The organism is Nocardia sp. NPDC088792 (assembly GCF_044750615.1).
Lineage (GTDB): Bacteria > Actinomycetota > Actinomycetes > Mycobacteriales > Mycobacteriaceae > Nocardia.
This window is the reverse complement of the sequence record NZ_JBIVKC010000008.1, coordinates 182,893-207,028: the sequence shown is the minus strand read 5'-3', so window position 1 is coordinate 207,028 and position 24,136 is coordinate 182,893. Positions and strand designations below refer to the sequence as shown.

Below are 24,136 nucleotides of genomic sequence, written 5' to 3'. Positions count from 1 at the left end.
GTCGGCACCATCTTCGGATAGGGGAGGAAGAAAGTCATGGCGGACAAGCTCGAAGTAGATCCCGAACTACTACGCCAGGCGGCCACGAAGGCCGACTATGTGAACCAGCGCCTCAGCACGGTGGTGAACAATCTCGAATCCATGCTCGGCGGCCTCGGCGAACCGTGGGGAACCGACAGCTACGGCAGCCAATTCGCGGGCACAGAAGGCGGTGGCGGCTATCTCGCCGCCCGGAAGAACTTGAAAGACCTCGCCGACACCCTAGCCAAATCGGCCGCGAACAACTCCGACGGCCAGGACCAGTCCGGCAAGAAGCTCGACGGCACCGATCAGTCCAGCGCCAAGTCCTTCTGACCTGAGCCATGACAAACGATCGCGTCAAATCCGAACTCGCGTCGATGCTGGACGAGTTCCAGCAGCAAATGCACGTCCTCGGCGACATCCAGCAGAAACGCGCCAAGCTGATGGCCACCGGCTTCGCACTCCAGAAGCGAGTAACCGTGGTGGTGAACGCCGACGGTGTGGTCATCGAAACCCGATTCGACGACGACCTCGAAGGCCTCTCCCTCTACGAACTGAGCAAGGCCGTCACCGAGGCCGCCCAAGCCGCGGCCACCGAATTGGCCCGCAAGAGCGCCGAACTCATGAACCCGCTCCAGGAACGCCGCGGCCGCATGCCGAAGATGTCCGACCTCATCGAAGACCTCCCCGACCTCAATGCCCGCATCCCCGAACCCATCCCTGCCTCCACCGCTCCCCCGAACTCCCCTGAGCGCCAGGAAAACAACGAGCGAGGCATGACCTTCACCAATGTCGAGGACCTCGACGACATCACCCCGGGACGGATCCGCGCGGACGATTGGTGAGTGCCGGCAGCCCCGGCAAGGAGCACTCGGGCCGTCGACCGCACGATCGGCGGCTTGTCGCCGGTGGGGTTACGGTGGACGGGTTTTGATCACTCGACCTCAGGGGGAGTCGTGGCCCATTCCATGGTGCAACGTGGCGTTACGGACCACGATGGCAGTGGCGGACGGACAGCGGGGGCGCTGCTGATCGCGGTAGCGGGGCTGGTTCTGGTGGCGTCGTTCTTGACGTTGGCCACGCTGAATGGTCCTTCGTACAACCATGCGGTGGGGCTGTGGAGCCGGTTTACCAGCGGCAACATCGTCGGTATCTCGTTCGCCGGGTGCACCGTCGTCGCAGGGGTGGCCGGGATTCTGTTGCTCACACGGCCTGCTGCCCGTCATCGGGTGGTGCGATGGTTCGGCGGGTTCGGTGCGGGGATGGGGTTCGGCCTCGGTGCGGGCATCGTGATCAATCAGATTGCGACCGTGATCAGCTTGGATAGTCACTTCCATTACAAGTTGGGGGCGGGTTTCTGGTTGCTTGTCCTGGTCGTTCCGCTGTCGATCGGTGCGGCATGGGCCTCTCTATCCGGGATAGGGCGGCCGTCCGAGCCCGCCGCAGGTGGACGTGCGGCGGGTCGGGTGATGGGTGTATTCCTTTTGCTGGCGGCGATTTTGGTGATCGGCGGGGCGCTCTTCTCGGCAGGCGAGATGCGTCGCGGGACCATTTCGAACTGGTTTCAGGCCATGTTCGACGGCAGGCCGTTTTATCTCTCCGGTGTGCTGATGATCCTCGTCGGAGTATGTGCGATCGTTCTGGCGATGCTGCTGATCGCGGGGGGCGGAGCGCGCGGACGGCTGTTGCGGATGATCGGATCGGTCACCGTCGGAACGCTTTTCGGCCTGGTGCTGCCCAGCATGCTGGATGACACGTTCGGCAGGTACGGCTTCAACGTCGACAACCTCGTTCATGTCGGGCCAGGTGGGTGGATGCTGACATTCGCCGTGCCGGTGTTGTTCGCGACAACTGTTGCCAGTTTGGTGTCGAACCTCGAAACTCCTGGAAGGCAACCGGTTCGGCCGCCCGTGGGTGCACCGGCCTTCGCTCCACAGCCGAATCCCGTGACCTTCCAGCAGCCATTCACCCCGCAGCCTCCTCGTATGGCGCGGGTATACGACGGGCGCGATGCCGAAGGGCGGCCCGCGATCAGCCGGCCGCAACTCAATCCGAATATCCGGACCGCCCTGCTCGCCTATCTGGAGTCCGCGCCTATGGTGCTGGCCGCGCGTAGTTTCGATGCGGACGAGTTCGCCCCGGGCGAGCGAGATGTACCGCTCAACTTCCGGACCGACGGAGTGTGGGTGTGGGCCGGCGCCGTGCCTCACTACCTGAACAAGCACGGGGTGCCGCCGGAGCCGGAGCTGGTGCAGCACATTGCTGATCGCGGATATCAGATCGGGCAGGTCGACGAACCGGCTCGACAGGCGGCGGTTCGGGTTATTACCAGCGCGTGATCACCAGGGGTCCATGCCCTCCTCGGCCATTGCCTGCAGGACTTTCGCGACGCGGTCGTCGAGGATCGACGTCAGGCGGGAAGAGTCGACGGCCAGGGCTCGGGCGGGGTTATCGGTGATGGCGTAGCGGCCGTCGTCCTCGAGGTCGCGGTAGCGCACCCGGTGGTGGGTGATACCGCGGGGGCCGTAGGCGGATTTGCCCTGGACGATGTGGATTTCGCCCGCGGTGGCGGCCGGGGCCGTGAGGAATTCCTTGGTTCTCGACTCTTCCGTTTCGACTCCGGCCGCGATTGGGGAGTGCCGGAAGTCGTGGTCCAGTTCTTGGTCGTCGGTCACGAGTTCGATATCGCCACGGTTGCCGCGATCGACGGGAGGTAAGGATGCGACGACAACCGACGCCAGTTCGTACGGGTCGCATTCGTCGACTGTGTAGCCGCCGCGACGCCAATGGGTCGGACCCGGAAGCTGGCGTATGACATAGCCTTTCCGGCCTTTTCGGAGGGCACGGATCCGGATCATCGGGCCTACGCTCCACCGAGCCCGCTCGTCCCAGCCGTAGACGGTCAGGTAGAGGTCCGGGTCGGAGATGGTGTCGAAGGCCGAGCGGAAGTCGCGATCGAACTGCCGGCTCAGGCTTTCTCGCGCGGCGCGCAATTCGGCGTCGAATTCCTCGGCGGTCCTCGTCGCGGAGGTGAACATGAAGGGGTCGGGTGGGTCCTCGCCCAGCTGGTCCATCCACAGTACGTAGAACTCGGCCTCGCTGAACTGCCAGCTGGATGTCACTGGTCCGCCTGCGGGGCGGGGGGTGGGTTCTGGTCACCCGGCGTGGTGGGGGGCGGGTCGGCGGGGAGTAAACCCGCCTTTTGCAGGGCCGAGACCATGGACTGCACCATGTTCGATCCTTGTGAGGCAAGCGATTCGACGGCCTTGGTGCCGTCCTGTACGAGTGTGTTGACGGACGACATGATCGTCGACACGGTCGGGTCGGTGGTGGTCGAGGGCGTGCTCGGGTCCGGAGTCGTGGGTGCGGTCTGGCTGGGCTCAGTGGTAGTCGGCTCGGTTGTGCTCGGGTCGGCGGCGGTCGGCCTGTAAGTGGTCTCCACGGTCGGTGCGGTTTGTGTGTCCGGGGATTGGTGCGTGTCGGTCGGCGCGGGCTTGTCCTGGGTCGGGGCCTTGGGTTGGGCGGCGATCGTCGAACTCGGTTCCGGCAGAACGGGAATCGCCGAACTGGAATCCTTCACGCCTTCGCCGTACCAGTCGTCCCAGGCCCGGCGCAGATCCCTCAGGGCCTGGTCCACGGCGGATTGCGAGAGGTGTCCCACACTTCCGGCGCTGGTGTCGTAGGTGTCGGCAATGCCGCTGTGCGGGAGGAAGGTTTGGAGTTTCTTCAACCAGCCTTCGGTGAACGCGAGGTTGGCACTCATGATCTCGATCGAGCTGACCAGCGATCCGACATTCTCGAGGTATTTCTTGACGGCGGTCTTGGCGAGTTTCGCCGATTCCGAGGCCCAGACATCGTCGGCTGCGGCGCCCTGATATTCCTGGAGATACCTGTTGGTGGCCGCGTAGAAGCTGCTCAGCTGTGAGCCCAGACGCTGTCCCGCCGTGTGCCATTCCTGCGCGCGGGTAATGAGCTTGTCGAGGGCCTTCGAGTTGTCGATGTACTCCCAATGATTGTGGAAGTCGTCCCACTCGTACTGCACACCGGGCTCCGCCACGATCGACGTCCCTTGCATGGCAATGCCGTTCTTGCCCGCCATGCCCGCGAGGTCGATCTGCTCCTGAGTACCGGCGAGCAGATTGCTGTAATCCTTCTTGGCCGTCCCGGACCAGGAATACCCGTTATCGGTCCCACTCCACCGCGACGCTCCCCACTCTGGAAGTTGCACCGGATCAGTGGATTTCAAGGGCGCCGCGAGACCCGCCTGGCCCCCGGTCGTGGCCGCCAGGCCGGGCTGCCCGCCACCGGAGCGCATGCTGGTGAATTTCGCCGACACCTGCTGCTGAGTGAAATTCCGTGCGGACGCCTCATCGGTGTGCTCGAACAGCCCCCCGGCTGCCACGAACGTCTCCCCCATCTCCGTCAGCACGCTCTTATGTCCGATCAGAACGCTGTCGACCAGCTGCTTCGCAGCCGCATTGAACGCATCCGCCAGCCGCGCCCCGGAATTCCGCTGGTTCAACGGCACCAGCTCATCCGGCGCGGCCATCGTCGCAATAGCCGACTCCACCACCTGCAACATCTCGGCGCATTGCTGAGCCATCACCGTGGCCGCACCGGAATTGAAGGAAACCCCGGCCCGCGCATCACTCGCGAGCCCGGTCAACGCATCGTCGCCCACGGCTGCCCTCCTACTGAATCCCGTTCGCAGCCTAGCGATTCGGACATCCCGACGCCTACCGGACGCCCTCTCTACTGTCCGCCGGACAAGCGCATGTTGAGTGCGGACGCCCGGCCGAGGTCGTCGAAGTCGATCGTTCCGCCGATGACCTCATGATCGAAAGTGAGGTGGGAGAGGTCGGCGGTGAAAGTCGGGTTGAGGCCGCGGCGGCTGAGGTAGCTGTGGAGGGCTCGACGGTGATCACGCAGCACAATCTCGGCCAGGCCGGCGTTGAGCACTCGCATGACTCGGGCCCCGGACGGCGGTGGCAGCTGAAAGTCGGGATGCTCCACCAGGAACGCAGCACGCGTACCCGCCGCATTCACACCACCGCTGTAACTGGTCCAACGGCCGCTGAGGACCTTGGCCGCTTCCATCATCGCGCCCGCAACGAGCGCCGGGGTCGGCTCCTCGAACCAGAAGGCATCGAAAGGCACCTCCTCATCGGCCAATTCGTCGACATCGTGCGCGATCCCGAAATTCCGCAGCGACCTCGCCAGCCCCACCACCTCTTCCGAATAGCCGGAGGGGTTCGCCCACGACCACAGCCAGGAGCTCGGGCCGGGGGCGGCCGAGCCGAGGAGGTGGAAGTCCGTGCAAACCTTCGTGCCGAATTCGGTTTCGAAGGCGAAGCGGCCCTCGTTCAGGTCGACATTCCACGAGTGTTCGCCGAGTACATCCGCCAGATGGAGTTGGTGTTCGTAGGAGAACAACGCGGCGTCGTCGAGCAGGTCAGCGAGGGCTATTGCTTCAGCCATGCTGCCTACCTTGGATATTCGGCATAGGTGTCGCGGAGGGCTTCCAGGCGGGGGCGGGTGAAGCGGCCGGGCTCTTGCCTGTAGGTGTCGATGCCTCGCTGAGAAGTGAAGGCGGACTCGGGGATTCGGTCTACGCCCGGGGGAAGGAATTTCAAGGTTTCCTCGACGGCGGCCAGGGCGGTGGCGAGGGCGTGGCGGGACTTGCGGCGGGCCTCGGCATCCAGACCTGCGGGGTTGGCGGGGACCTGGCGGATGGCCACATCGGAGTACCAGAGCCAAACGCCCGGGTCCAGGAGTTGGGACGGATCGCCGGCGCCGAAGCGGACGGAGTCGGCCGGTGGGGGGAGGATCTCATCCGGGAGGAGGAATTCGTATTCGCGGGCCGTGCCGCAGGTAGGGCATTGGCCGGTGTAGCGGCTGGCCAGGAGGCCGTCGATGTTTATGACCGCGCTGCGGTATTGGCAGCGGGTCTCGCCACAGGTGGGGCAGGGCTGGAGGGTGAGGTAGAGGCGGGCCTCGGCGTTGGTTCTGGCCAGCGGGAGGGTGTCGGGCATGGGACTCCTTTCGGCCGGGGGCGCGAACGCGGTTGGGGTTGATCTTGCCAGGCGGGTGGTGGATGTGTCGCGTTCATGTTGTGTTCACCGATCGGCTGTGGGACAGTCGGTTTTGCTGTGCTGGTCACGGCATTGTTGCTCGGAGCTACTCGGTAGGGGCATGCGAATGACCGGGAGATTGAACGCTGATCCGGCGGCGGTGCAGTCGGCCGCGACCATCGCGGGGGACATCCAGGCGCGACTGACGGCGATCGCGAATGCGGCGCGGCAGGCGGTCGCACCGGGGCAATCCGCCTGGGGAAACGACAGTTTCGGGAGCAACTTCGCCAACGGCGCCAAGGGGTTCGTGACGGGCGCCGACAACTTGACTTCGGGGACCGACAATCTGGGGTCTTCGTTCGGGAATCTGGCGGGCGGATTGAGCACATCCGCCAAGCGCCTCACGGACACGGAGCACGGCAACACCGGCAGCTTCGGGTAGGACAGCACCAGATGGTAAGGGAACGAGGGGAATTCGCGAAGGCCGCCATTCTGGAGGGCCTCACGCAGCAGATGAAGGAGATCGCGGAGGCGTCGCGGCAGCGGACACAGCTCGTCGCCAGTGCGAGCGCCGCGAGCGGGCGGGTCACAGTCACGGTGAATGCCGATGGGGTGGTGATCGCGACGCGGTTCGGCTCCGATATCGAGGACCTGTCGTACGAGGAGATCGCCAAGGCGGTGACCAGCGCCGCACAGCAAGCCGCCGAGCAGGTGAAGCGACAGGGACAGGAGCTGTTGCGGCCGTTGCGCGACAAGCGGGCCGCCATGCCCAGGCTGTCGGAGCTGTTCGAGGGTCTGCCCGATCTGGAGGCGACGGCGCCGACGGTCGAGCCCGCCTCGCTCGCGCCGCCCAAGTCTCGGGAGCGGCTCGCGCGGCTCACCGAGCCGGCGCCCGACTACAGCAACGCCGTGGACTACGAGGAATGGAGTTCCGAGCAGAGCGACCGGGGAGCCACCAGCTCCGGGTGGTGAATTACTCGGGCGCGCGGCGCAATTCCGGGTAGAACTCGCGCTGGAAGGGCTGCAGCTGTGAGATCGCCAGCTCCCCGCCGCCGCGGCAGATGGGGCAGACGCGCTCGCTGTTGCATTCCGGGCAGCGCCTGCGCTTGCCGTCCGGGCCGGCCAGCCAGCCACGGCCACCGCATTCGGGGCACCAGCCCAAGCCGTCACATTCGTAACAGAGCACGTATCCAGGGGTGACGGTTTCGGGAGTACGCACCGGGTCCGGGCGCTGGAAATCGCTCGTCTCCAGTACCAGTGACGGCGTCTCGGCCTCGTACATCACGCCCGAATTGTTCTCGCCTGTACGGATTTCGATGCCGATGCCCTCCCGCTGACCGGCGACCACCAGCCGAATCTGCTCACCGGCCATCCGCTCCGACGTCGTGACCGCCCAGCCGGCCGCACCGAGCAGGGCCGCGGCATGCTCGGCGAGAGCGGCGGCGGTGACGCCCGCGGGCCGCTCACCGCGGAAGACGACCGAGTAGTGATAGCGCGGCGGTTCACTCCAGTCGGCGATCGTGGGGTCGTTCAGGAACAGCAGGCGCAGATCCGCGGCGGGGGTGAGAGCGGTGATGAGCTCAACCAGCCGCGTACGCAGGATCCCGCCCAATCGGTGCAGTTCATCGCGTGCGCCGGGAATGTCGCTCATACCGCCTCCTTCTCCGCCGGACCCTATCACCGCCGGGTGTACTCGCCCCGGCCACCGGCAACCCATCGCCCGTTCGTGTTGAGTTCACCTACATCCCTGTGGCACAGTCATTCTGGCCAAGATCGGATCGGCGTGAGGTGGCCTGTGGCACTGGAGTTCCCATCATGGCTCGAGTGGATGGGCTGGTTGGTGGGCTCCGCATGGCCGCACGGCAATGAGGACCTGATGTGGCAGATGGCCCACGACCTCGATTCCGTCGCAGGCCAAGCCGATGATTTGCTCGGCGATCTGGATGGACTGATCGGTGCGATCGGGAACGCCTATCCGAACGGCGACGGCGGCGAGAACATTCTCCAGTGGCTGACGCCGCTGCGCGATGGCGACAGTTCCGGGCACGGCTCCATCCGCGAATTCGGCGACAACTTCCGGCAATTGTCCACCGCCGCCGACAATATGGGCGATCAGCTGCAATCGGCCAAACTCAACTTCTACATCGCGGGCGCCTGGCTGGTCGGCGAACTCGCCTGGGCCGCAGCGACCGGACCGTTCGCGCCCGAATCCGAGACCGCCGTCATCAATATCGCGCGGGTCACCTTCCACGAACTCGGCGAGGCGTTCTCCGAGCGCGTCATCGGGCTGATCGAGCGCTGCATCACCAATGACGTGCTGAAGGCGGTGCTGCCCAAGCTCATCTACGAGATCGGCAAGCAAGCGGTCATCGCGACGGCGCAGAGCACCGCGCAGGAACTGCTCGTCGACACCATCCAGGACGCGTCCGGGCACGGGCACGGCTACGACTGGGGCGCGATCGGGAAGAACGCGCTCGTCTCCGCGGTATCCGGCGGCGCGGGCGGCATGGTCGGACTCGGGGCCAACCATCTGTTCCCGACCGAAATGGGCGGTCTGCGAGGGTCGTTCAACGGAATGCTCACCGGCGGGCTCTCGGGCCTGGGCGGCTCGGGGGCGGCCTGGCTCACCGGCGGACTCGTCAATGGCGACTGGCAATTCGATCCACGGTCGCTGATCGGCGGAGCGTTCATGGGCGCGGGCGCCAGCGCGCTGCACGGTTACGTCGGCGACTCCAATCACGCCGGCGCACCCATGGGGACACGGGACGGCAGCGCCGTCACCTTCCACGAGCCCTCCGTCGACGGAAACCCGAGCGTCACCACGAATTCGGGCGGCGGAAACGGGGACGTCACCGGCCGGAACGGGAACGTCAACGACGGGAACGGGAACGTCAACGGCGGGAACGGGAACGTAAGCGGCGGGAACAGCGACGGCGCCGGACAGCCCGGTGGGCCGCAGCTGCACCCCACCAGCTCCACCGCGGCGGATACGGCGCCGCCGGAGGCTCCTGGACGGGACACGTCGAACCAGGGCAACGGCCCCGCCCCGACGGACAACGGCGGCGTGGTCACCGGGGGTGGGCGGGACCGGCCGGACCCGAATCCGCAGGACGTCAACGGCGCGACGGATCAAACGTCCTCGACGACGTCGGGGCCGGGTATGAGCCCAGTGGGCGACAACTATTCGGGCGGCCACCCGGATACCCCGCAAGACGCCAACCCCCAAGCAGCGGGCAATGTTTCGCACAATGGGTTCGACGGGCCGGGCGAGGCCGGCAGGGTCACACCGGATGGTTCGCTCGGCGGGGCCGCGCCCATGCATGGCGCCGATTCGAATGCCGTCGCGGCGAACGACACTCGGGCTCCCGGCGCCGACGCCAGAACACCCGGGACCGATGCTCGGGTCTCGCCCGCCGACACCCGTATCGCAGGCCCGGATTCCCGTGTGTCCCAGGCGGATCCGGCCCGAGCCGCATCGACCCCGCGCGACCTCCGAACCGCCGGTCCGGCCGACGGCACCGCAGCCAAGCCCGCCGCCGCCGACGCCCGCGCCGGCGGTGACCGCGCCACCCGGCCCGGTACCGCGCCGCTGCAGTCGGGCCGAACCGGTACCGAAGCCGATGCTCCGACGAACGGCTCGGCGGACAACGCCGGCCTGGACGCGCTCACCAGCCTGGCAGGCATTCAAGAAGGACTGTCCGGCCTCGACGGGCTGCTCACCCGGGATGGACTGCCCGGCGACGGCGAGGGCCTGCCCAGCCCGCTCGAACCGCAGCTCGGCGATCGCGATGCGCGGCCCGGACAACATCCGCAACCGGACAACACCGATGGGGCGCCACACGATCGGCAACCGGACAACATCGGTGCACCGACGGACCCGCGCGATACCCAGCCCGGCGATCGCAATGGGCTGGCGAGCGAGTACACCGAGCCGGCGGACGAGACTCACCTCCCCCGCGAGCAGAACGGTCGATCACACAGCCGCACCGATGATTTCGGCAACCCGATAGATCGGCCGGAAGTCCATCCGGACCTCCCGCGACACGATGCACAGCAGCACATCGAACACGACGACGCCCCGGCTGTGGTGCCGATTCCCATGGATACCCCGCATCGCGCCGGCCTGGCCGATCCGCGCGCCGCGAACAATCCCCGGAATTACGATGTCGCGGCAGCCGGACCGGTCGGCGAGTTCCGCGGTGATGCCCGGGTCGGCGATCCGCTCGAAATGAAGTTCGTGCTCAACCAGATCAAGGACTACGCCGGGCTCATCACGCCCGAGGGCGTCAGCTGGAATCGGGACGAACAACACTTCGTACTCGACGGCGGCCAGGTCGTGCGGCTCGAGATCGGCGACACCGAGCACAACAATGTGGCCGAGTTCCGTCCCAGCGCGGACGGCTACGACATCCGGATCTCAAAGGGCGCCCGCGACCAGGATGTCATGCGCGCCTTGGCCCATGAGCTGGCCGAGATCCGGCTGAACCAGGACGACGACATCCTGATCGACCCCCACGATGACCGGCCCACCGAGATGTCGACGCAATTGGGCGGCCGGTTCGCCGAAATGCGTGCGCTGGCGGACTCGATCGACAGCGCGGTCATGGACCCGGCCCAGGCGCCCAAACTCGCGGGCATGCGCAGCGATCTCCGGGACCTCGCGGCGCATCTCGGCTTCCGTGATCCCGAGCACGCGCCGATCGTGGAACGACTACTCGCCGAACATGATCCGGTGCTGGCCCGCCGCCTCGCCCTCGAAGACGAGAGGGTGTTCGCCGACCGCCCCACCTTCAACCCGGATCTCACCGAATCCGATTTCCGGCACGGCACCGAGAACCACCTGAACCAACTTCGCGAACTGGTCACCGGCGAGCATGCCGAAGATCTGCTCCGCGCCGAGGAACAAGGCCTCGATGGCCGCATGCGCGAGGAACTCTCGCGCCGGCTCTTCGATCCGATCTTCCTCAAGGAGGCCAAGGCCGCCCGCGACCAGGTACCGGGCCTGCTGGACGCGCTCAACCCCATCAACGCCGCCATCAACCACCCCGCGCTGCACGGACCCGAGCGCGCCGCCGCGATCCACCGCGCGATCGACGACTTCCACGACTGGATGCCCGAAGCGGGCCGCACCGCCTTCGGACCGGATCTGCTCGCGCATATGCACGCCTGCGCGGACGCCTTCGCCGACGCGCCCGAACGGATCACCGGCGTCATCGATCACGCCACCGGGCTCATGGACATCGGCGGCGAGCACAAGACCTTCGCGGACTTCCTGCACGACATCGATCACGCCAACCGGGGCGCGGCCGAGAACGCGCTCAGCGTCGAATACACGGTGGTGCTGCACGATCCGGTGGACGGCCTGTCCACCGTGGAGGTGCTCCCCCGCCCGCGACCGCAGCACCGGCTCCCCATCGACCAGCTGGTCTTCGGGCCCGACAACCAGCCCCTGCCGCACGAGCAGCGCCCCTCGGTGCCGGCCGCGGCGGCGGGCGGGCACACGATCGATGTCGGCGTCGGCCGCGGCGCCTTCGGCGTCGAGATGACCCCGGCCGCGGACCGCGCCGGCGGCGGGCTGATCATCAAGACCGAACTCGCCGACGGGGCGCCGCTCGGCGGGCAACGCCGCCGCGATCTCGGCATCCTCGACCCCGGACCACTCGTCGAACCCGGCACGGTCATGGTCTTCGGCAATCTGCTGGACAACGGTCACCTGCTCAATGGCGACATCGCCCGGATCTACATCAACAATGTCAGCGCGCACCTGCCCGACTCCGCGTATCACCCCATGGCCGAGGCTGTTTCGAAGATCCTCGCGCCCGGCGGGCGCGTGGAGATCCAGTGGGATATGAAGCCGGACGAGGTGGGCGGCAAGCCCGACAGCCGCGGGCACATTCGCGGCGACAAGCTATGGGGAGAGGTCGAAAAGCTCTACGAGGGCGGACACAATCCGTTCCAGCTGGCAGACCCCGAGGACTTCCCGCATCCGGGCAATCGCGACTACGACTACACCATCGACGCCGGCTCCAGCAATGATCGCCCATACGCGCGCATGGAGAAGTTCTCGCCACCGCAACCGGAACATCGGTGGATCATGGAATTCCGGCCGGATTCCGCTGGAACACCGGAACATACGGCCGCCGAGACGACGAACCCGCCGGAGCACAACACTCAGCACGGCGCGGCCGCACCGATCGGCGACTTCCAGGGGAATGCCCGCCCGGAAGACGGTCCGAAACTCACCCCGAAGTTCGTGCTCGACCAGATCACGGACAATCTGGCACTGATAGCGCCGGAGGATGTCTCCTGGAACGGTAATCGAGAGCGTTTCCTGCTGCCGGACAACCGCAGTGTGACGGTTACCATCGGCACGACCAGCGACGACCATGTGGCCGAATTCCATGCTCGGCCCGATGGTTCCGGCTACGACGTGGTGCTGTCCGCGCGGGCCAGAGACGAAGATGTCACTCGCGCACTCGCACACGAACTGGCCGAGATCAGGTTGTCGCAGGAACCCGAGATCCTCATCGATCCCTTCGATGACCGGCCCTCCGAGATGAGCACCCACCTGGGTGGCCGGTTCGCCGAGATGCGAGTGCTCACGGCACATATCGACCGGGCGACCGTCGATCCGGCTCGCGCAACAGAGCTTCCGCGACTACGGCAGGACCTGCACGACCTCACCGAGCGGATCGGGCTGCACGATCCCGAACACGCCGACACCGTACGGCAATTGCTGAGCGAACATGATCCCGCGCTGGCACGGCGATTCGAACTCGAGCAACAAGGGCTGCACGAACACCGGCCCACCTTCGGCAAGCACCTCACCGATGCCGAATTCGACCGATCGAGCGCCGAACATCTGAACCAGTTGCAGCAGTTGCTGAACGGCGATCACGTCGAGGATGTCGTTCGAACCGAACGGATGGCGCTCGATGGGCGCATGCGCGAGGAACTGTCCCGTCGCATCTTCGACCCGCTCTTCGATCCGGCTCTGAAGGCCGCGCGCAAGACCGTGGACGTCGAGTTCATGCTGGACGCGCTCGACCCCGTCAACAGGGCGATCAATGATCCGACACTGAGCGGACCGGAGCGCTCCCAGGCCCTGCACCAGGCCATCAACCGCTTCCGCGACGATATGCCCGAGAAGTTCCAGGAAGCCGTGGGACCGCACGTCTTCGATCAGATGCGCAGCGCGGCAGACACATTCGCGCGCGGCTTGGACAACATCGCCGGCGTCATCGACCACGCGACCGGGGAGCTCGTCGTCAACGGCGAACGGACGAACCTCGCCGACTTCCTGCGTGGGGTGGATCGAGCCAATCGCGGCGCCGGTGAGAACGCGCTGAACGTCGAGTACACCGTGGCCGTCCACGACGCCGTGGACGGCAGGTCCGCCGTCGAGGTGCTGCCCCGTCCCCGGCCACAGCATCGGCTTCCGCTGGAGCGGAACGCCTTCGGCGACGACGACCACCGCATTCCGCACCAGCCGCGCCCCGCCGCAGCCGTCGGCGGCCACACCGTCGACGTCGGCGTCGGCCGCAGTGCCTTCGCCGTCGAAATGACACCCGCCGCGGATCGAGCCGGCGACGCGCTGATCATCAAGACCGAACTGGCCTCGCTCTTCCCCATCAAGGGACAGCGCCGCCGTGATCTCGGCATCCTCGATCCCGGTCCATTGACCGAGCCGGGCACCGTGACGGTCTTCGGCGACCTCCTCACCCAGGGCAGCATGCTGTCCACCGGACCGGACGGCACCGTGGGCCGGATCTTCATCAACAATGTGAGCGCCGATCTGCCCGATTCCGCCTACCACGAGATCGCGGCAAAGCTGGCCACCACCCTCACCCCCGGCGGACGCATAGAGCTGCAATGGGACATGAAGCCGGAGCGGACGGACGGCATACCCGGCGACCGCAATCACATTCTCGGCACGAAGCTCTGGGAGGCGCTGGTCAGCCACTACGGGGAGTCCGTCAACCCGTTCCGAGTCGAGGAGTACACCGAGTTCCCGTACCCGGGAAACGAGAACTACATCTACACCATCGACGCCGGCGCCAGCAACAAACTCAATACCGCGCTGATGGCGACCTACAACCCACCCGTGCCGGATCACCGGATGGTGATCGTCTACGAGCCACACGACAGCGCGGCGGGACACGAGAGCCCGGCCGAGCACGGCACCGCGAGTCCGGTCGGCGAATTCCACGGCGAGGCAAGGCCTTCCCCGCTGGTGGATCTCACCCGCGAGGATGTCGTCGATCGAGTCGAGAACGAACTCGGGCTGATCCGGCCCGAGGACGTGAGCTGGAGTAACGACGAGCGGCATTTCGTGCTGCCGGATGGGCGCACGGTGCGCATCGACGTTGCGCCGACCGAGGGCCGGGCCGTGGCCGAATTCCATTCCACACCAGACGGTTACGAGATCCACGTATCGCCGCGCGCCCGGGACCAGGACGTCGTCCGCGCGGTCGCCCATGAGCTGGCCGAGATCCGGCTGTCGCAAGAGCCGGATGTGCTCGTCGACCCGACCGACGATCGCCCGAACCGAATGACATCCCATCTGGGCGGCCGCTTCGCCGAATTCCGGACACTGGTAGCACATATCGACGAAGTGGTCCCGGATCGGAACCGGGCGGCGGAACTTCCGGAGCTGTACCGCGACCTCAACGACCTGATCGGCCATCTGGGACTGCACGATCCGGAACACGCGCCCATCGTGGAACGGCTACTGGCCGAACACGATCCCGAACTCGCACGCCGCATAGATCAGGCCCGGACCCCGGACTCGGGCATTCTGCGGCCGGGCGAATTCGACTCGCACGCCGAGCCGACCGCACACGATCTCGGAAGAATCCGCCAGCTGCGTGAGCTGGCCGAACGAGCGGACCAGACCTCACCGGAAGCACGGCAGCACGATCTCGCCGCCCGGGCCGACCACGATTCGGCCCGCCGCGAGGCGCTGGGGCTCGTCGAACGGCTCGGGCTGCGCGAGGACACACCGGGCGCAGCCGAACGACGTGCGCTGGTGGCGGATCGGCTCACCGAGCCCGCCCGCAGGCAGGTAGACGAGCTGCTCACCGATGTGGGCCGGCGCGAGTCCGATCTCCCCGCACCGGATCGGGAGCTCGTCGCGAACGTCCGGCTCGACGCCAGGGCCGCGGACGCACTGGACTTCCTGTCACTGCCGTTCCACAAGGCAGTCATGAAGGCCCACACGGCTTATCGAACCGAGATGACCGAGCATCTCGCGCGCGCTGCCGGCGGGGAAAGCGGCGATACGGGCACCGGACGGCTCCGGCCCCTCGGCGACCACATGGTGGAGGACACCGAGACCGGCGCGCGCTGGTTCAGATGGCCGCCGGGCACCGAGGAGACTCCGGAGCACCCATCGATACCGGACGTCGGGATACCCGCGGATCCGGACTACCGGCTCCCCGAGGAGCCACGGCAACTGCACGACGTGTGGTCCGGGCTCTCCACAGAGCAGAAGGATGCCTGGCATCATGCGGACCCGTTCATCGGCAACCGGGACGGGATACCGCAGGCGGATCGCGACCACTACAACCGCCGGACCCTGGACATGCTGCGCGAGCAGGCCGAGCGGGAACAGCTCTCCGAGCGCCTCGACGTCATCCGCGACATGCAGAAGTACCTCGACGCACCTCCCGCGCAAGGCGTGCCGGAGGTCTACCTGTCGTACCTCGACGAGAAACTCCAGTACATCTATGCCCTCGGCAATCCCGATCACGCCGACTACGTGGCGGTCGAGCTGGCCGGCGCGTTCCGGCGGCGCAGCGGAGTCGGCTACGCCACCGAAACGCTGCAGGAAGTCCGGATGGCCGCCCTCCAGATCGATCCGGGCGCGGAGGTGTCGGCCATTCTCTTCGGCGCCTACGACAACCCGAATTCACTTGTCTCGGCACTCCATTCCGGGCACGCGGAGGACGGCGCGGCGAAGGTCCGGGAGTACCACGACGGGCTCCGGGTCACCCGTGAGGGACCACCCGCCCATCTGACGACCATCGCGCACTCGTACGGTGGTGTCACCGGCGGGCATTCGGCCGGGCACGGACATGAACTGAACACCGATGCGCTGGTGTTCATCGGCAGTTGGGGCACCGGCGTCACGAGTGTCGCGGACCTGCGACTGACCGGCGTCGACCCCGCCGACAACGGCGATCACGTCTTCGCGACCATGGCCGCGCACGACTCCATCCAGCTGATGCCGCCCACGCACGGTCCGGCGCCGGCCGAGCCGGAGTTCGGCGCTACGGTTTTCGAGGCCCCCACCACGCCGAGCGACACCCGGCTGGGATGGAACCCGGCGGACCACGTAGGTAAGAACTACTTCAACCGCCACCAGGAAACGTTCCGGATGCTCGGGTTGATCCTGACCGGCAACGCGCATCTGCTCCGCTGAAAGGCGGTGCACGACAGTTCGAATCGACGAAACGAGGACGGTATGCCACCGGCGACGACGCAGGCCGCGGCCCGCGCCCAGCTGCAACGGCACTTCGCCGAAACGCTCCGGGCGCTGCCCGCCGGGCTGGCGCTGGTGCAGTGGCATCCCGAGCTGCCCAAGGCCGGATTACCGCGCGGCGTCACGCTGCCCTGGGACGAAAGCGACCCCGATGACGTCCTGGAGTTCTTCGACCTCGGGTACTGGGTGCTCGGAACGACACCCGATACCTCCGACCGATACTTCGACCTGATCCTGGAGGTGTGGCGCGAACTGGGCTGGCCGACGCGGACCGACCGGGATGCGCGGCCGCGCACCGGCTATGGGTCGACGCCCGACGGGTACGGACTCACCGTCACGCAGAGCATCAATGGATACCTGAGCTTGGCCGGATCGACGCCGCCCTTCCCCGCCGGGTCGGACGAGGGCGACCCGCCGCCGCTCCGGATCGACCGACCCGGAACGACAGACAGCGGAGATTGACCCGATCAGAGGCTGAGGAAGTCCGTCTGGTTGGACTGCTCGACCTGACCGAAAGTGCTTGCCTGATCGCGGACGACGGCGGCCAGCTTGCGTAGCTCGCCGACACCGAGACCGGACTGCGCGACGAAGGACGCCGCGACCGTGTGCAGGGTGGTCGAGGCCGTCGTCGAGACCTCGTCCGTACCCGCCGCCTGCGGCGACAGGGTGGGCGACTCGAAGCTCAGCGCGGCCTCCAGGCGATCGGCCAAGGCATCCAGATCGGCCGCGGCGGACCGGACCGTGGTGGGGTCGAAACGTACCGTCCCCGTAGTGAAATCGCTCATGATCCCTCCCTCTCAGCGGCATCCTACCGCGTGGGGGTGACGTTCATGAACGCGATTCGAGCTGTGCGCATGAACATCACCGAGCCCTGCACCTGAACATCACCGCACCTGAACATCACTGCGCGGTGCGCGGACCCGTGGTGCCCGCGGCGCCGACCACCGCCACGCCCGTATTGCCCAGCTCGCCGACCACCTCGTCACCGTGTTCGGCGGTGACCATATGGGTACGGACCTCTTCATCGGCACCGGCATCACCCGCACGGGCACCCCCGGCCATACCCATCGGCGGCACCATTCCCGGACCCGCCGCGGCGGCCCGCGCGGACGGCGCGGACTCCGGACCGGTGGGCGGCGTGGTGGTGGCGCTCATGGTGCGCGGGTTCGCCATCTGACTCGGGGCGGGCGCGGCGGCCGGACCGGCGCTCATCGGCGCGAGACCGCCGGGGAGTCCGCCGCCGATGTTCAGCGGTTGCGCGACCGGATCGGCGGACGGGACCTGCGGCGGCGCCTCGGACGGCTGGCTGATCGACTGCAATTGCTGGGCCGTCTGCACACCGCTGCTCGCCACGCTCGACAGCGGCTGCGCGAAGCTCAGCAGTTGCGACAGTGCGGAACTCGAGTCCCCGCCCGACGGTGCGACACCCGTCGGCGGCGCGGTGACCTTCACCTTCTGGCCCACGGTGGTCATCTTGGCGCTGTGCACGGTCAGTTCCGCGCGGGTCTTCGCGACCACCGAGGTGGCCTCCGCGGCCGTCTCGCTCGCCAGCGACAACAGGAACGCCTGACCGGGCGGGGTCACCAGGAACGGCGCGGAAACCGTCACGCCGGTGACGAACTTGGCGATGACGGCCGACATCAGGGCCGCGCCGGTGCCGACCGTGGTCGCCGCACCGCCGAGCACCGCCTTCTGACCCACGTTCTGGGCACCCAGCTCCACCGCATTCGATTGTGCCGCAGTACTTTTCTCCGCCGCGCTGTCGGACCCGGAACCCTGCCACTGGCTCGCCAGCGACATGAAGGTGGAGGCGATCGACATGACCTGCTGCAGCGCGGTCGAAACACCTTGCAGCGCATTGGTCGCGTCCGTACCCACGGTGCCCGTGCCGAACGAGGCCGCCAGATCGGTCAGCGGTTTGGTGAGGGCCGTCAGATCCAGGGTCGGCAGCGGGGGTAGTTCGGGCAGCGGCGGCGTGGGCGGCAATTGCGGCAACGGGGGCAGGCCCAGATGCTGCAGCACATCCCCGACAGGGCTGGCGAGCAGGGGCGCGAACTCGGTGTCGCGCAGCGTATCCGCCACCGAGGCCGCGGCGGCGTTCGCATCGAAAGGAGTGCTCATATCTCCTGCGACAAGGAGAGGAAGTCGACACCCGAATGGGCATCGGTGTTCTCGTAGCTCGCGGCGGCCTCGTGCGCGGTCGCGGCGGTACCGGCGTGCACTGCGGCGAGCTCGGCGGTCGAGGCGAGGTGATTGCCCTGCGCGCCCGCGTAACTCAGCAGAAAGTCCTGCCCGATCAGGCCGAAACACGGGACCAGCCCGGCAATGGTGGCGGCTTGGTCGACGGCCGCGGCGCTCGCCACGGTCGAGGCCATGGCGGCCGAAGCGTCCCCGTAGCGGTGGAGCGCCTCCGGCGTGACGACGAGGTTGCTCATGGGACCCCCATCATGAAGATCAATTCAAATCGAACTATACAGAGCGGAGATTCGCGCGGCATAGCGAAAAGTTCACGAACTCCGCAACCCCCGAATGAACGGCAGGTATTCCCCGGGTTATCGGTTACATCTTCGCCGGACCTTCGGCGCCGTTGCCGAATATCTTGCCCTGCCGTCTATTTCACCACGATCAGATGGGTCGGAGCCAACTGTCCGGTTCGTTCTCATAGTCCTGTTCCGCCGCGTACTCCTGCTTGGTCACCTCATCGACCGTCGGCAATCCGGTCAGCGCCAGCAGCTCCGGCGACAACCCCGCCGCCCGCAAGGCCGCACGCCGCTCGACACCCGCCCGCATCGCCGACTGCCGGCACAGCCGCAGGATCTCCCCCGCCAGCAGTTCCGGGTCATCGCGCAGCCGATCCCGATCCACCGAAAGCGCCCGCGGCAGACCCTGTTCGGTCGTCGTCACCACAATTGCCCCCGTCCGCGACGAGAGGGTGAACTCGGTCGGAAACGGCATCTGCTCCGCTGTCATCGCTGCTCCGCTCACTCGTCCGCAATCACCAGCGCCACCTCGGAGAGATGCGCCTCCAGGGTCGCGACCATACGACGGCGATCCGCGGGCGCGGCCACCGGCGGATGCTCGCCGGTGATCACATAACGACCGTCGTCCTCCAGATCGCGCCATTCGATCCGATGCCGGGTGATACCGCGCGGGCCGAAACGCGAACGGCCCTGCACGATATCGATGGTGCCCATACTCTGCGCCGGGACCGCGAGAAACTCCGCGGCCTGATCGACGACCGTGCCCTCCAGCCGCTCGTGCGCCGGCGACAGGCCGAAGCCGAAATCGATCTCCTCGGTGTCCTCGGCCTCGGCGAGCACCATCTCCGGCCCGCGCCCGGCCGCCGTCTCCGGCAGCGCGGTCACCACCGCGTCCGCGAGCTCCGACGCCCAATACTCGGCGACGATGAAACCCGCACTGTGCCTGACGGTTTCACCGGGCTGTTGCGTCACCAGGAAACCGGCCTCGCCGGACCGCACGCCGTACAGGCGGATACTCGACTCCGCGGCCAGCCGATCCCGGCCGTCCCAGCCCTGCACCTCGATGCGGATCTCGGGCATCCGGAGGGCGTGCAACACCTCGTCGAAATCGTCGTCGCGCATGCTCAACCCCTGCCGGGCGCGGGCCATGTTCGCCAGGTGGTCGTCCCACCACTCGGTACGGCTGGAAAAGACCAACGGGCACGGCAGCGACTCCTCCCCCAGGTCCTCCCACAACGCCAGGAACTCGAGATCGGTGAACTTCCAGGTCCGAAGCACCGAATCAGCCCTCCACCACCGGTTTCGCCACAATCGGCGCGGTTCCCATGGCTGCGTCCAGATACTCCGAGGATTCCAGCGCCTCCATGCGCTTGTGTTCCTTGCCCTGTCCACCGCCGTGTCCGCCACCATGGCCCATACCGCCACCACCCATGCCGCCACCCATCGGAGTGGCGCTCCCCGCCGCGACACCCGCACTCGCTACACCTGAGACCGACTCGGTCGCCTCGGTAGCGATGGCGGCACGCGGAAACAGCTTGGACTGCATCGGTTCCACCTTGGCAGGCGCGACGCCGGGTCCGCCCCCGGGACCACCGAGGCCACCGGGCAGCTTCTCCTTGGCGAGATCGTCGAGCATGCTCGGAATAGCGGCCAACGGCGAGTTCTGCAACTGGTTCGCCAGGTTCTGTTGCGGGCTCTGCTGCGTCGTCGATTGCAGCGCCTGCATGCCCGACTGCAGGGCGCTCTGCAGCTGCGACATCCCCGAATCGGGCGAACTCGAGGTGGAAGCGCTCGGATTCGTCGAATTCTGGTTCGTGCCGGAAGGATTCGTGCCGGACTGGTTACCGCCGTTCGGGTCGGTGCCGTTCTGGGTGCCCTTGCCCTGATTGCCACCGGTGGGGCCGGTTTTGTCCTGGGTGCCGGGAGCCTTGTCCGGATTCGCGGTCGATCCGTCCTTCGCCGTCGGCAGGCCGGCGTTCACCGCGCTTCGCGGTACGGCACCGCCGCCACCGGTACCGCCGCCGCCATTGCCGCCGTTGCTGTTGCCCCCGTTGCTGTTGCCGCCGTTGCTGTTGCCGCCGTTGTTGTTGCCGTTGTTGTTGCCGTTGTTGCTGTAAGTCACCGGCTTGGTCGGATCGGTCGGATTCACCAGGGTGGGAATCGTGGTGCCCGCCGGCTGGATATTCGGTATGTACCAGGTCTTGAAGGCCGTGCGCGCGGTGGCGACGAGGCCGTTGCCTTCGGCGGTCCCACTCAACTTGGGCTGCCATTCGGTCGGCATACCCGCCATGGTCTGGTTCATCCAGCCCGCGGTGTGCAGCATGTTCTCGGCGATGGCGTGCAAGTCGGTGGCGAAATCCGTGGCCTGGCCCTCGAACCGTTTGGCTGCACCGATGGCCTGGTCTATGCCCTCCCCGGTCCAGTTGTCGTTCGCCTGGAGACGTTCGACGCGACCGGACAATTGCTGGAAGTTCGTGGTGATCTCGTCCGCGATCCATTTCCACGCCGTACTGCGCGCCGCGATCGCCGATGGATTCATGCCCTGCCGAATCGCCAGGAACCAGTCACCGTCATGCGAGTTCGGGTCTTCCACCGGAATAGGGGTGGTATCGCACGACGAATTTCGGGCGGCGACGGTGTTCAGATCGCCCAGATCACCGCTGTCGCTGAGTGTCGACTTGGACTGATCGGACACGTACGGGATGTCGGTCTTCAGGTCGGCCGGGAAGTCCGGAACCGGGGAGCTCTTGGCGGCGTCGGTCTTGAACCGGTCGAAGGCCGCCTTCGAATCCCCGTCCTGCGCCTGGTAGAGCTTGCCCGCGGTGACGAAGGTGTCACCCATGGTGTTGAGCAGGTCGATGTAGCTGTCGATGATCGGGCTCACCTGCTTGCCCTGCAAGGCGAAGCGGTCGGCAAGGTTCAGCGCTGACTGCAGTGGGCCGCTGAAACCGGTTTTGTCGCAGAGCTTGTCGGTGTGCCCCTTGGCCGCCACCAACGCGTTGACGCATTCGGCGGCGAAGTTCGCCGCCTCCTTCGCGGAGCCCTCGTCGAGGTGCAGATGGCCGCTGTGCGCCTGCCGGGACAGCCCGATCCAGGGGTTGTCCACCTTGTCACCCATTGTCCGTCCCTCACTCACCGATCGCGTCGAAGATCACCAACACCGTCGCCGCCCTGTTTCTTTCACGAATGTCGTCGGCGAAAGCGCTGTTCGAATCCGGGCAGGTAGACCGAGGCAGGCGTGCTGGACGTCGCTCGTTCGACCACTCCGTCATCGGCGACGTAGAAGAGGGCGCGGTCTATCACGATCTCCTCCGCGTCGGTCGGAACATACACCAGCCAGCCGACCGAAAGCCGTTCCGCACGAAGATCATCGAGTGGAAAGCCGGCGGATTCGAGCCCCTCCGAGCGAATCTGGTGACGCGCCGCGTCCAGCGCCTCGCCTTCCGGCAGCGGATCCGGGCCGATCCGGGCCACGCCCGCCAAAGCCAGCTGATAGTGGGCGGCATCCAGGTCGCCGATCCCGCCGAAGGCCGCGGCGAGCACGGCGTGGGTGACATCGTGGCGCTCGGCGGCGGCGACGAATTCCGCCACCGCCGCACGCTGTTCGGGGGCGGGATGCTCGGCGACCAGACCACTGATCACGTCGGTGACGGTGCCCGCGGTCCAGATGCCGGGCACGGCGGCGGCCAGCTCGGTGGCCGCCGGGGACGCGCCGCGATACCAGCGTCCGCGCTCCCACCAGTAGCAGAAGGAGAGCAGGCCGCCGCCCGCCCGAGTGTTCAGCACCGGGTTGGCGACCCACTCGGGCGCGCCCGCATACAGGCGCGGCAACGGGGTCGTGCCGTTGTACGCGGCCGCCAATTCCGGCGCGTTCCACACGCCTCCGGACAGCACCGCCCGGCCGCCCGGCAGCATGTACAGCGAGGAGCCCGAACGACGCGAGCCCTCGAACCAGGCGAAGGACGGAAGGACGCGCGGACCCCAGTCGGAGCGGACCGCGACGAACGCCGCCGAGATCGCGGCCCAACGCGCCCACAGCACCGGAAAGTTCGGGAAGTCATCCTCGGAAACCACCGGGAGATAGCCGGATTCGCGTTCAGTGCGGGCAGCCGCGGCCGCCTGCTGCGGCGTGCGGGACTGTCGGCCGTCGTGGTGCAAGTAGGCGGCCAGCCAGGTCGGCACGCCGTCGCGGGGATAGGCCTCGAGGTCGGCCAGGTAGTCCTGGATGCCGAACATCTGGTCGGCCGGGAAAGGCTCGTCACCGTAATCGTGGTCGACGCTCAGCTCGCCCGCCGCGGTGAGCTCCAATTCCAGCCGCCACCATGGTCCGTCGCCGAGATCGGCCGAGAGCCGCCGATGCTCGGCGACCAGGGCCAGGGTCTCGGCGGATGGCAGCACCTGGGCCTCGCGGTCTCGATCATCGGAGAAGACGACGCGGGAACGCTGGCCGGTGGTGGTGAGCGCGAACGAGGCATGCAGGCGCACCCAGCCTTGTGGGCCGAGAGCGAACAGATCCTGGGCAATACGGTGTGCCAGGCCGCGGGCGCGCTGCGGAACGTCGAGCGCCGAGTCGGTCAGGCTGAAACCGATGTCCGGATCGGAATCCGCTGGCGGTCCGAGGGTTTCGGCCATCTCGAGAGCGTCGGTCGCGGCCGGGGGGCCGTCGGGGTCCGCCACGCCGATGACGGCGGACAGGCCGTCGAATTCGGGGAGGTCGCTGTTCTTGTCAGGAATCGTCACGCGCAATCTTCTCCGTCAGCCCTGCTCCGCAGACCCCTGCTGCTGGTCGCGCGCGGCCTTGCGTTCTTCACGTTCGTCGAACCAGTTGTCCATTTCCTCGCGCCAGCGCTCGGCATTGCTGCCGTCGAGCTGACCCGCGAGAGCCTGCCGGGCCGCCGCGATCAGCTCGGGGGTGGCATTCGGATAGGCCTCTGCGATTGCCCACAGGGCGTCCTGAGTGTCGTCGTCGAGGCCGGTGGCGGTGTGAACGCCGCGGCCGGCCAGCACGTCCGACAGCACCTCGTCGAAATTCGCCCGCAACTCATCGTCGCTGGGATCGCTGTGCCGCATGTTCCTCTCCT

General features: G+C 67.0%; 20 protein-coding genes. 7 read left to right on the top strand and 13 right to left on the bottom strand.

Annotated features, from left to right (window positions below; all coding sequences use genetic code 11):
• Window positions 1–36 precede the first annotated feature (36 nt).
• The 3 genes from ACIP5Y_RS43275 to ACIP5Y_RS43265 all read left to right on the top strand — a co-directional run bounded on the left by ACIP5Y_RS43275 (window position 37) and on the right by ACIP5Y_RS43265 (window position 2,360).
• Window positions 37–354, top strand: a complete 318-nt coding sequence (locus tag ACIP5Y_RS43275; RefSeq protein ID WP_400359280.1) for a hypothetical protein — start codon at window positions 37–39, stop codon at window positions 352–354.
• Between the two features lie 8 nt (window positions 355–362).
• The gene (locus ACIP5Y_RS43270; protein WP_400359279.1) at window positions 363–866 is read left to right on the top strand and encodes a YbaB/EbfC family nucleoid-associated protein; all 504 of its coding nucleotides are present in this window, start codon (window positions 363–365) and stop codon (window positions 864–866) included.
• Between the two features lie 111 nt (window positions 867–977).
• On the top strand, window positions 978–2,360 hold the full coding sequence (locus tag ACIP5Y_RS43265) for a hypothetical protein (RefSeq protein WP_400359277.1): 1,383 nt from the start codon (window positions 978–980) through the stop codon (window positions 2,358–2,360).
• Here the strand turns inward: ACIP5Y_RS43265 and ACIP5Y_RS43260 are convergent, their stop codons facing one another.
• The 4 genes from ACIP5Y_RS43260 to ACIP5Y_RS43245 all read right to left on the bottom strand — a co-directional run bounded on the left by ACIP5Y_RS43260 (window position 2,361) and on the right by ACIP5Y_RS43245 (window position 6,053).
• Window positions 2,361–3,143, bottom strand: coding sequence for an ESX secretion-associated protein EspG (locus ACIP5Y_RS43260; RefSeq protein WP_400359275.1), 783 nt, complete (start codon window positions 3,141–3,143; stop codon window positions 2,361–2,363). It abuts the gene before it with no gap.
• Window positions 3,140–4,702, bottom strand: a complete 1,563-nt coding sequence (locus ACIP5Y_RS43255) for a hypothetical protein (protein WP_400359273.1) — start codon at window positions 4,700–4,702, stop codon at window positions 3,140–3,142. The genes ACIP5Y_RS43260 and ACIP5Y_RS43255 overlap by 4 nt, the downstream gene beginning before the upstream one ends.
• A gap of 71 nt (window positions 4,703–4,773) precedes the next feature.
• A complete protein-coding gene (locus ACIP5Y_RS43250; RefSeq protein WP_400359272.1) occupies window positions 4,774–5,499 on the bottom strand; it encodes a DUF6882 domain-containing protein in 726 nt (241 codons plus the stop codon).
• Between the two features lie 5 nt (window positions 5,500–5,504).
• A complete protein-coding gene (locus ACIP5Y_RS43245) occupies window positions 5,505–6,053 on the bottom strand; it encodes a hypothetical protein (protein WP_400359271.1) in 549 nt (182 codons plus the stop codon).
• Between the two features lie 166 nt (window positions 6,054–6,219).
• Between ACIP5Y_RS43245 and ACIP5Y_RS43240 the strand changes: the two genes are divergently transcribed.
• Both ACIP5Y_RS43240 and ACIP5Y_RS43235 read left to right on the top strand, forming a co-directional pair.
• On the top strand, window positions 6,220–6,534 hold the full coding sequence (locus ACIP5Y_RS43240) for a WXG100 family type VII secretion target (protein WP_400359269.1): 315 nt from the start codon (window positions 6,220–6,222) through the stop codon (window positions 6,532–6,534).
• An 11-nt stretch (window positions 6,535–6,545) separates the two neighbouring features.
• Window positions 6,546–7,064, top strand: a complete 519-nt coding sequence (locus tag ACIP5Y_RS43235) for a YbaB/EbfC family nucleoid-associated protein (RefSeq protein ID WP_400359267.1) — start codon at window positions 6,546–6,548, stop codon at window positions 7,062–7,064.
• Between the two features lies 1 nt (window position 7,065).
• Here the strand turns inward: ACIP5Y_RS43235 and ACIP5Y_RS43230 are convergent, their stop codons facing one another.
• Window positions 7,066–7,743 (bottom strand): hypothetical protein, encoded by a 678-nt coding sequence (locus ACIP5Y_RS43230; RefSeq protein ID WP_400359266.1) that lies wholly within the window; start codon window positions 7,741–7,743, stop codon window positions 7,066–7,068.
• Between the two features lie 144 nt (window positions 7,744–7,887).
• Here ACIP5Y_RS43230 and ACIP5Y_RS43225 point away from each other — a divergent pair, with 144 nt between their 5' ends.
• Window positions 7,888–16,515, top strand: a complete 8,628-nt coding sequence (locus ACIP5Y_RS43225; protein ID WP_400359264.1) for an alpha/beta hydrolase — start codon at window positions 7,888–7,890, stop codon at window positions 16,513–16,515.
• A 42-nt stretch (window positions 16,516–16,557) separates the two neighbouring features.
• On the top strand, window positions 16,558–17,037 hold the full coding sequence (locus tag ACIP5Y_RS43220) for a hypothetical protein (RefSeq protein WP_400359262.1): 480 nt from the start codon (window positions 16,558–16,560) through the stop codon (window positions 17,035–17,037).
• Window positions 17,038–17,042: 5 nt separating this feature from the next.
• On the opposite strand, the gene ACIP5Y_RS43215 is transcribed toward ACIP5Y_RS43220, so the two are convergent.
• The 8 genes from ACIP5Y_RS43215 to ACIP5Y_RS43180 all read right to left on the bottom strand — a co-directional run bounded on the left by ACIP5Y_RS43215 (window position 17,043) and on the right by ACIP5Y_RS43180 (window position 24,125).
• Complete coding sequence (locus ACIP5Y_RS43215; RefSeq protein WP_400359260.1) at window positions 17,043–17,360, bottom strand: PE domain-containing protein; 318 nt, start codon at window positions 17,358–17,360, stop codon at window positions 17,043–17,045.
• Between the two features lie 115 nt (window positions 17,361–17,475).
• Window positions 17,476–18,696 (bottom strand): hypothetical protein, encoded by a 1,221-nt coding sequence (locus ACIP5Y_RS43210; protein WP_400359258.1) that lies wholly within the window; start codon window positions 18,694–18,696, stop codon window positions 17,476–17,478.
• The gene (locus ACIP5Y_RS43205) at window positions 18,693–19,010 is read right to left on the bottom strand and encodes a type VII secretion target (protein WP_400359256.1); all 318 of its coding nucleotides are present in this window, start codon (window positions 19,008–19,010) and stop codon (window positions 18,693–18,695) included. Before ACIP5Y_RS43205 ends, ACIP5Y_RS43210 begins: the two co-directional genes overlap by 4 nt.
• A gap of 190 nt (window positions 19,011–19,200) precedes the next feature.
• A complete protein-coding gene (locus ACIP5Y_RS43200; protein WP_400359254.1) occupies window positions 19,201–19,545 on the bottom strand; it encodes a hypothetical protein in 345 nt (114 codons plus the stop codon).
• An 11-nt stretch (window positions 19,546–19,556) separates the two neighbouring features.
• On the bottom strand, window positions 19,557–20,333 hold the full coding sequence (locus ACIP5Y_RS43195) for an ESX secretion-associated protein EspG (protein WP_400359253.1): 777 nt from the start codon (window positions 20,331–20,333) through the stop codon (window positions 19,557–19,559).
• A gap of 4 nt (window positions 20,334–20,337) precedes the next feature.
• Window positions 20,338–22,173: a WXG100 family type VII secretion target gene (locus ACIP5Y_RS43190; RefSeq protein ID WP_400359251.1), complete on the bottom strand. Its 1,836-nt coding sequence runs from the start codon at window positions 22,171–22,173 to the stop codon at window positions 20,338–20,340.
• Between the two features lie 62 nt (window positions 22,174–22,235).
• Entirely contained in the window at window positions 22,236–23,795 is a 1,560-nt protein-coding gene (locus ACIP5Y_RS43185) for a hypothetical protein (protein ID WP_400359249.1), read from the bottom strand.
• A gap of 15 nt (window positions 23,796–23,810) precedes the next feature.
• On the bottom strand, window positions 23,811–24,125 hold the full coding sequence (locus ACIP5Y_RS43180) for a hypothetical protein (protein ID WP_400359248.1): 315 nt from the start codon (window positions 24,123–24,125) through the stop codon (window positions 23,811–23,813).
• Window positions 24,126–24,136: the final 11 nt, after the last annotated feature.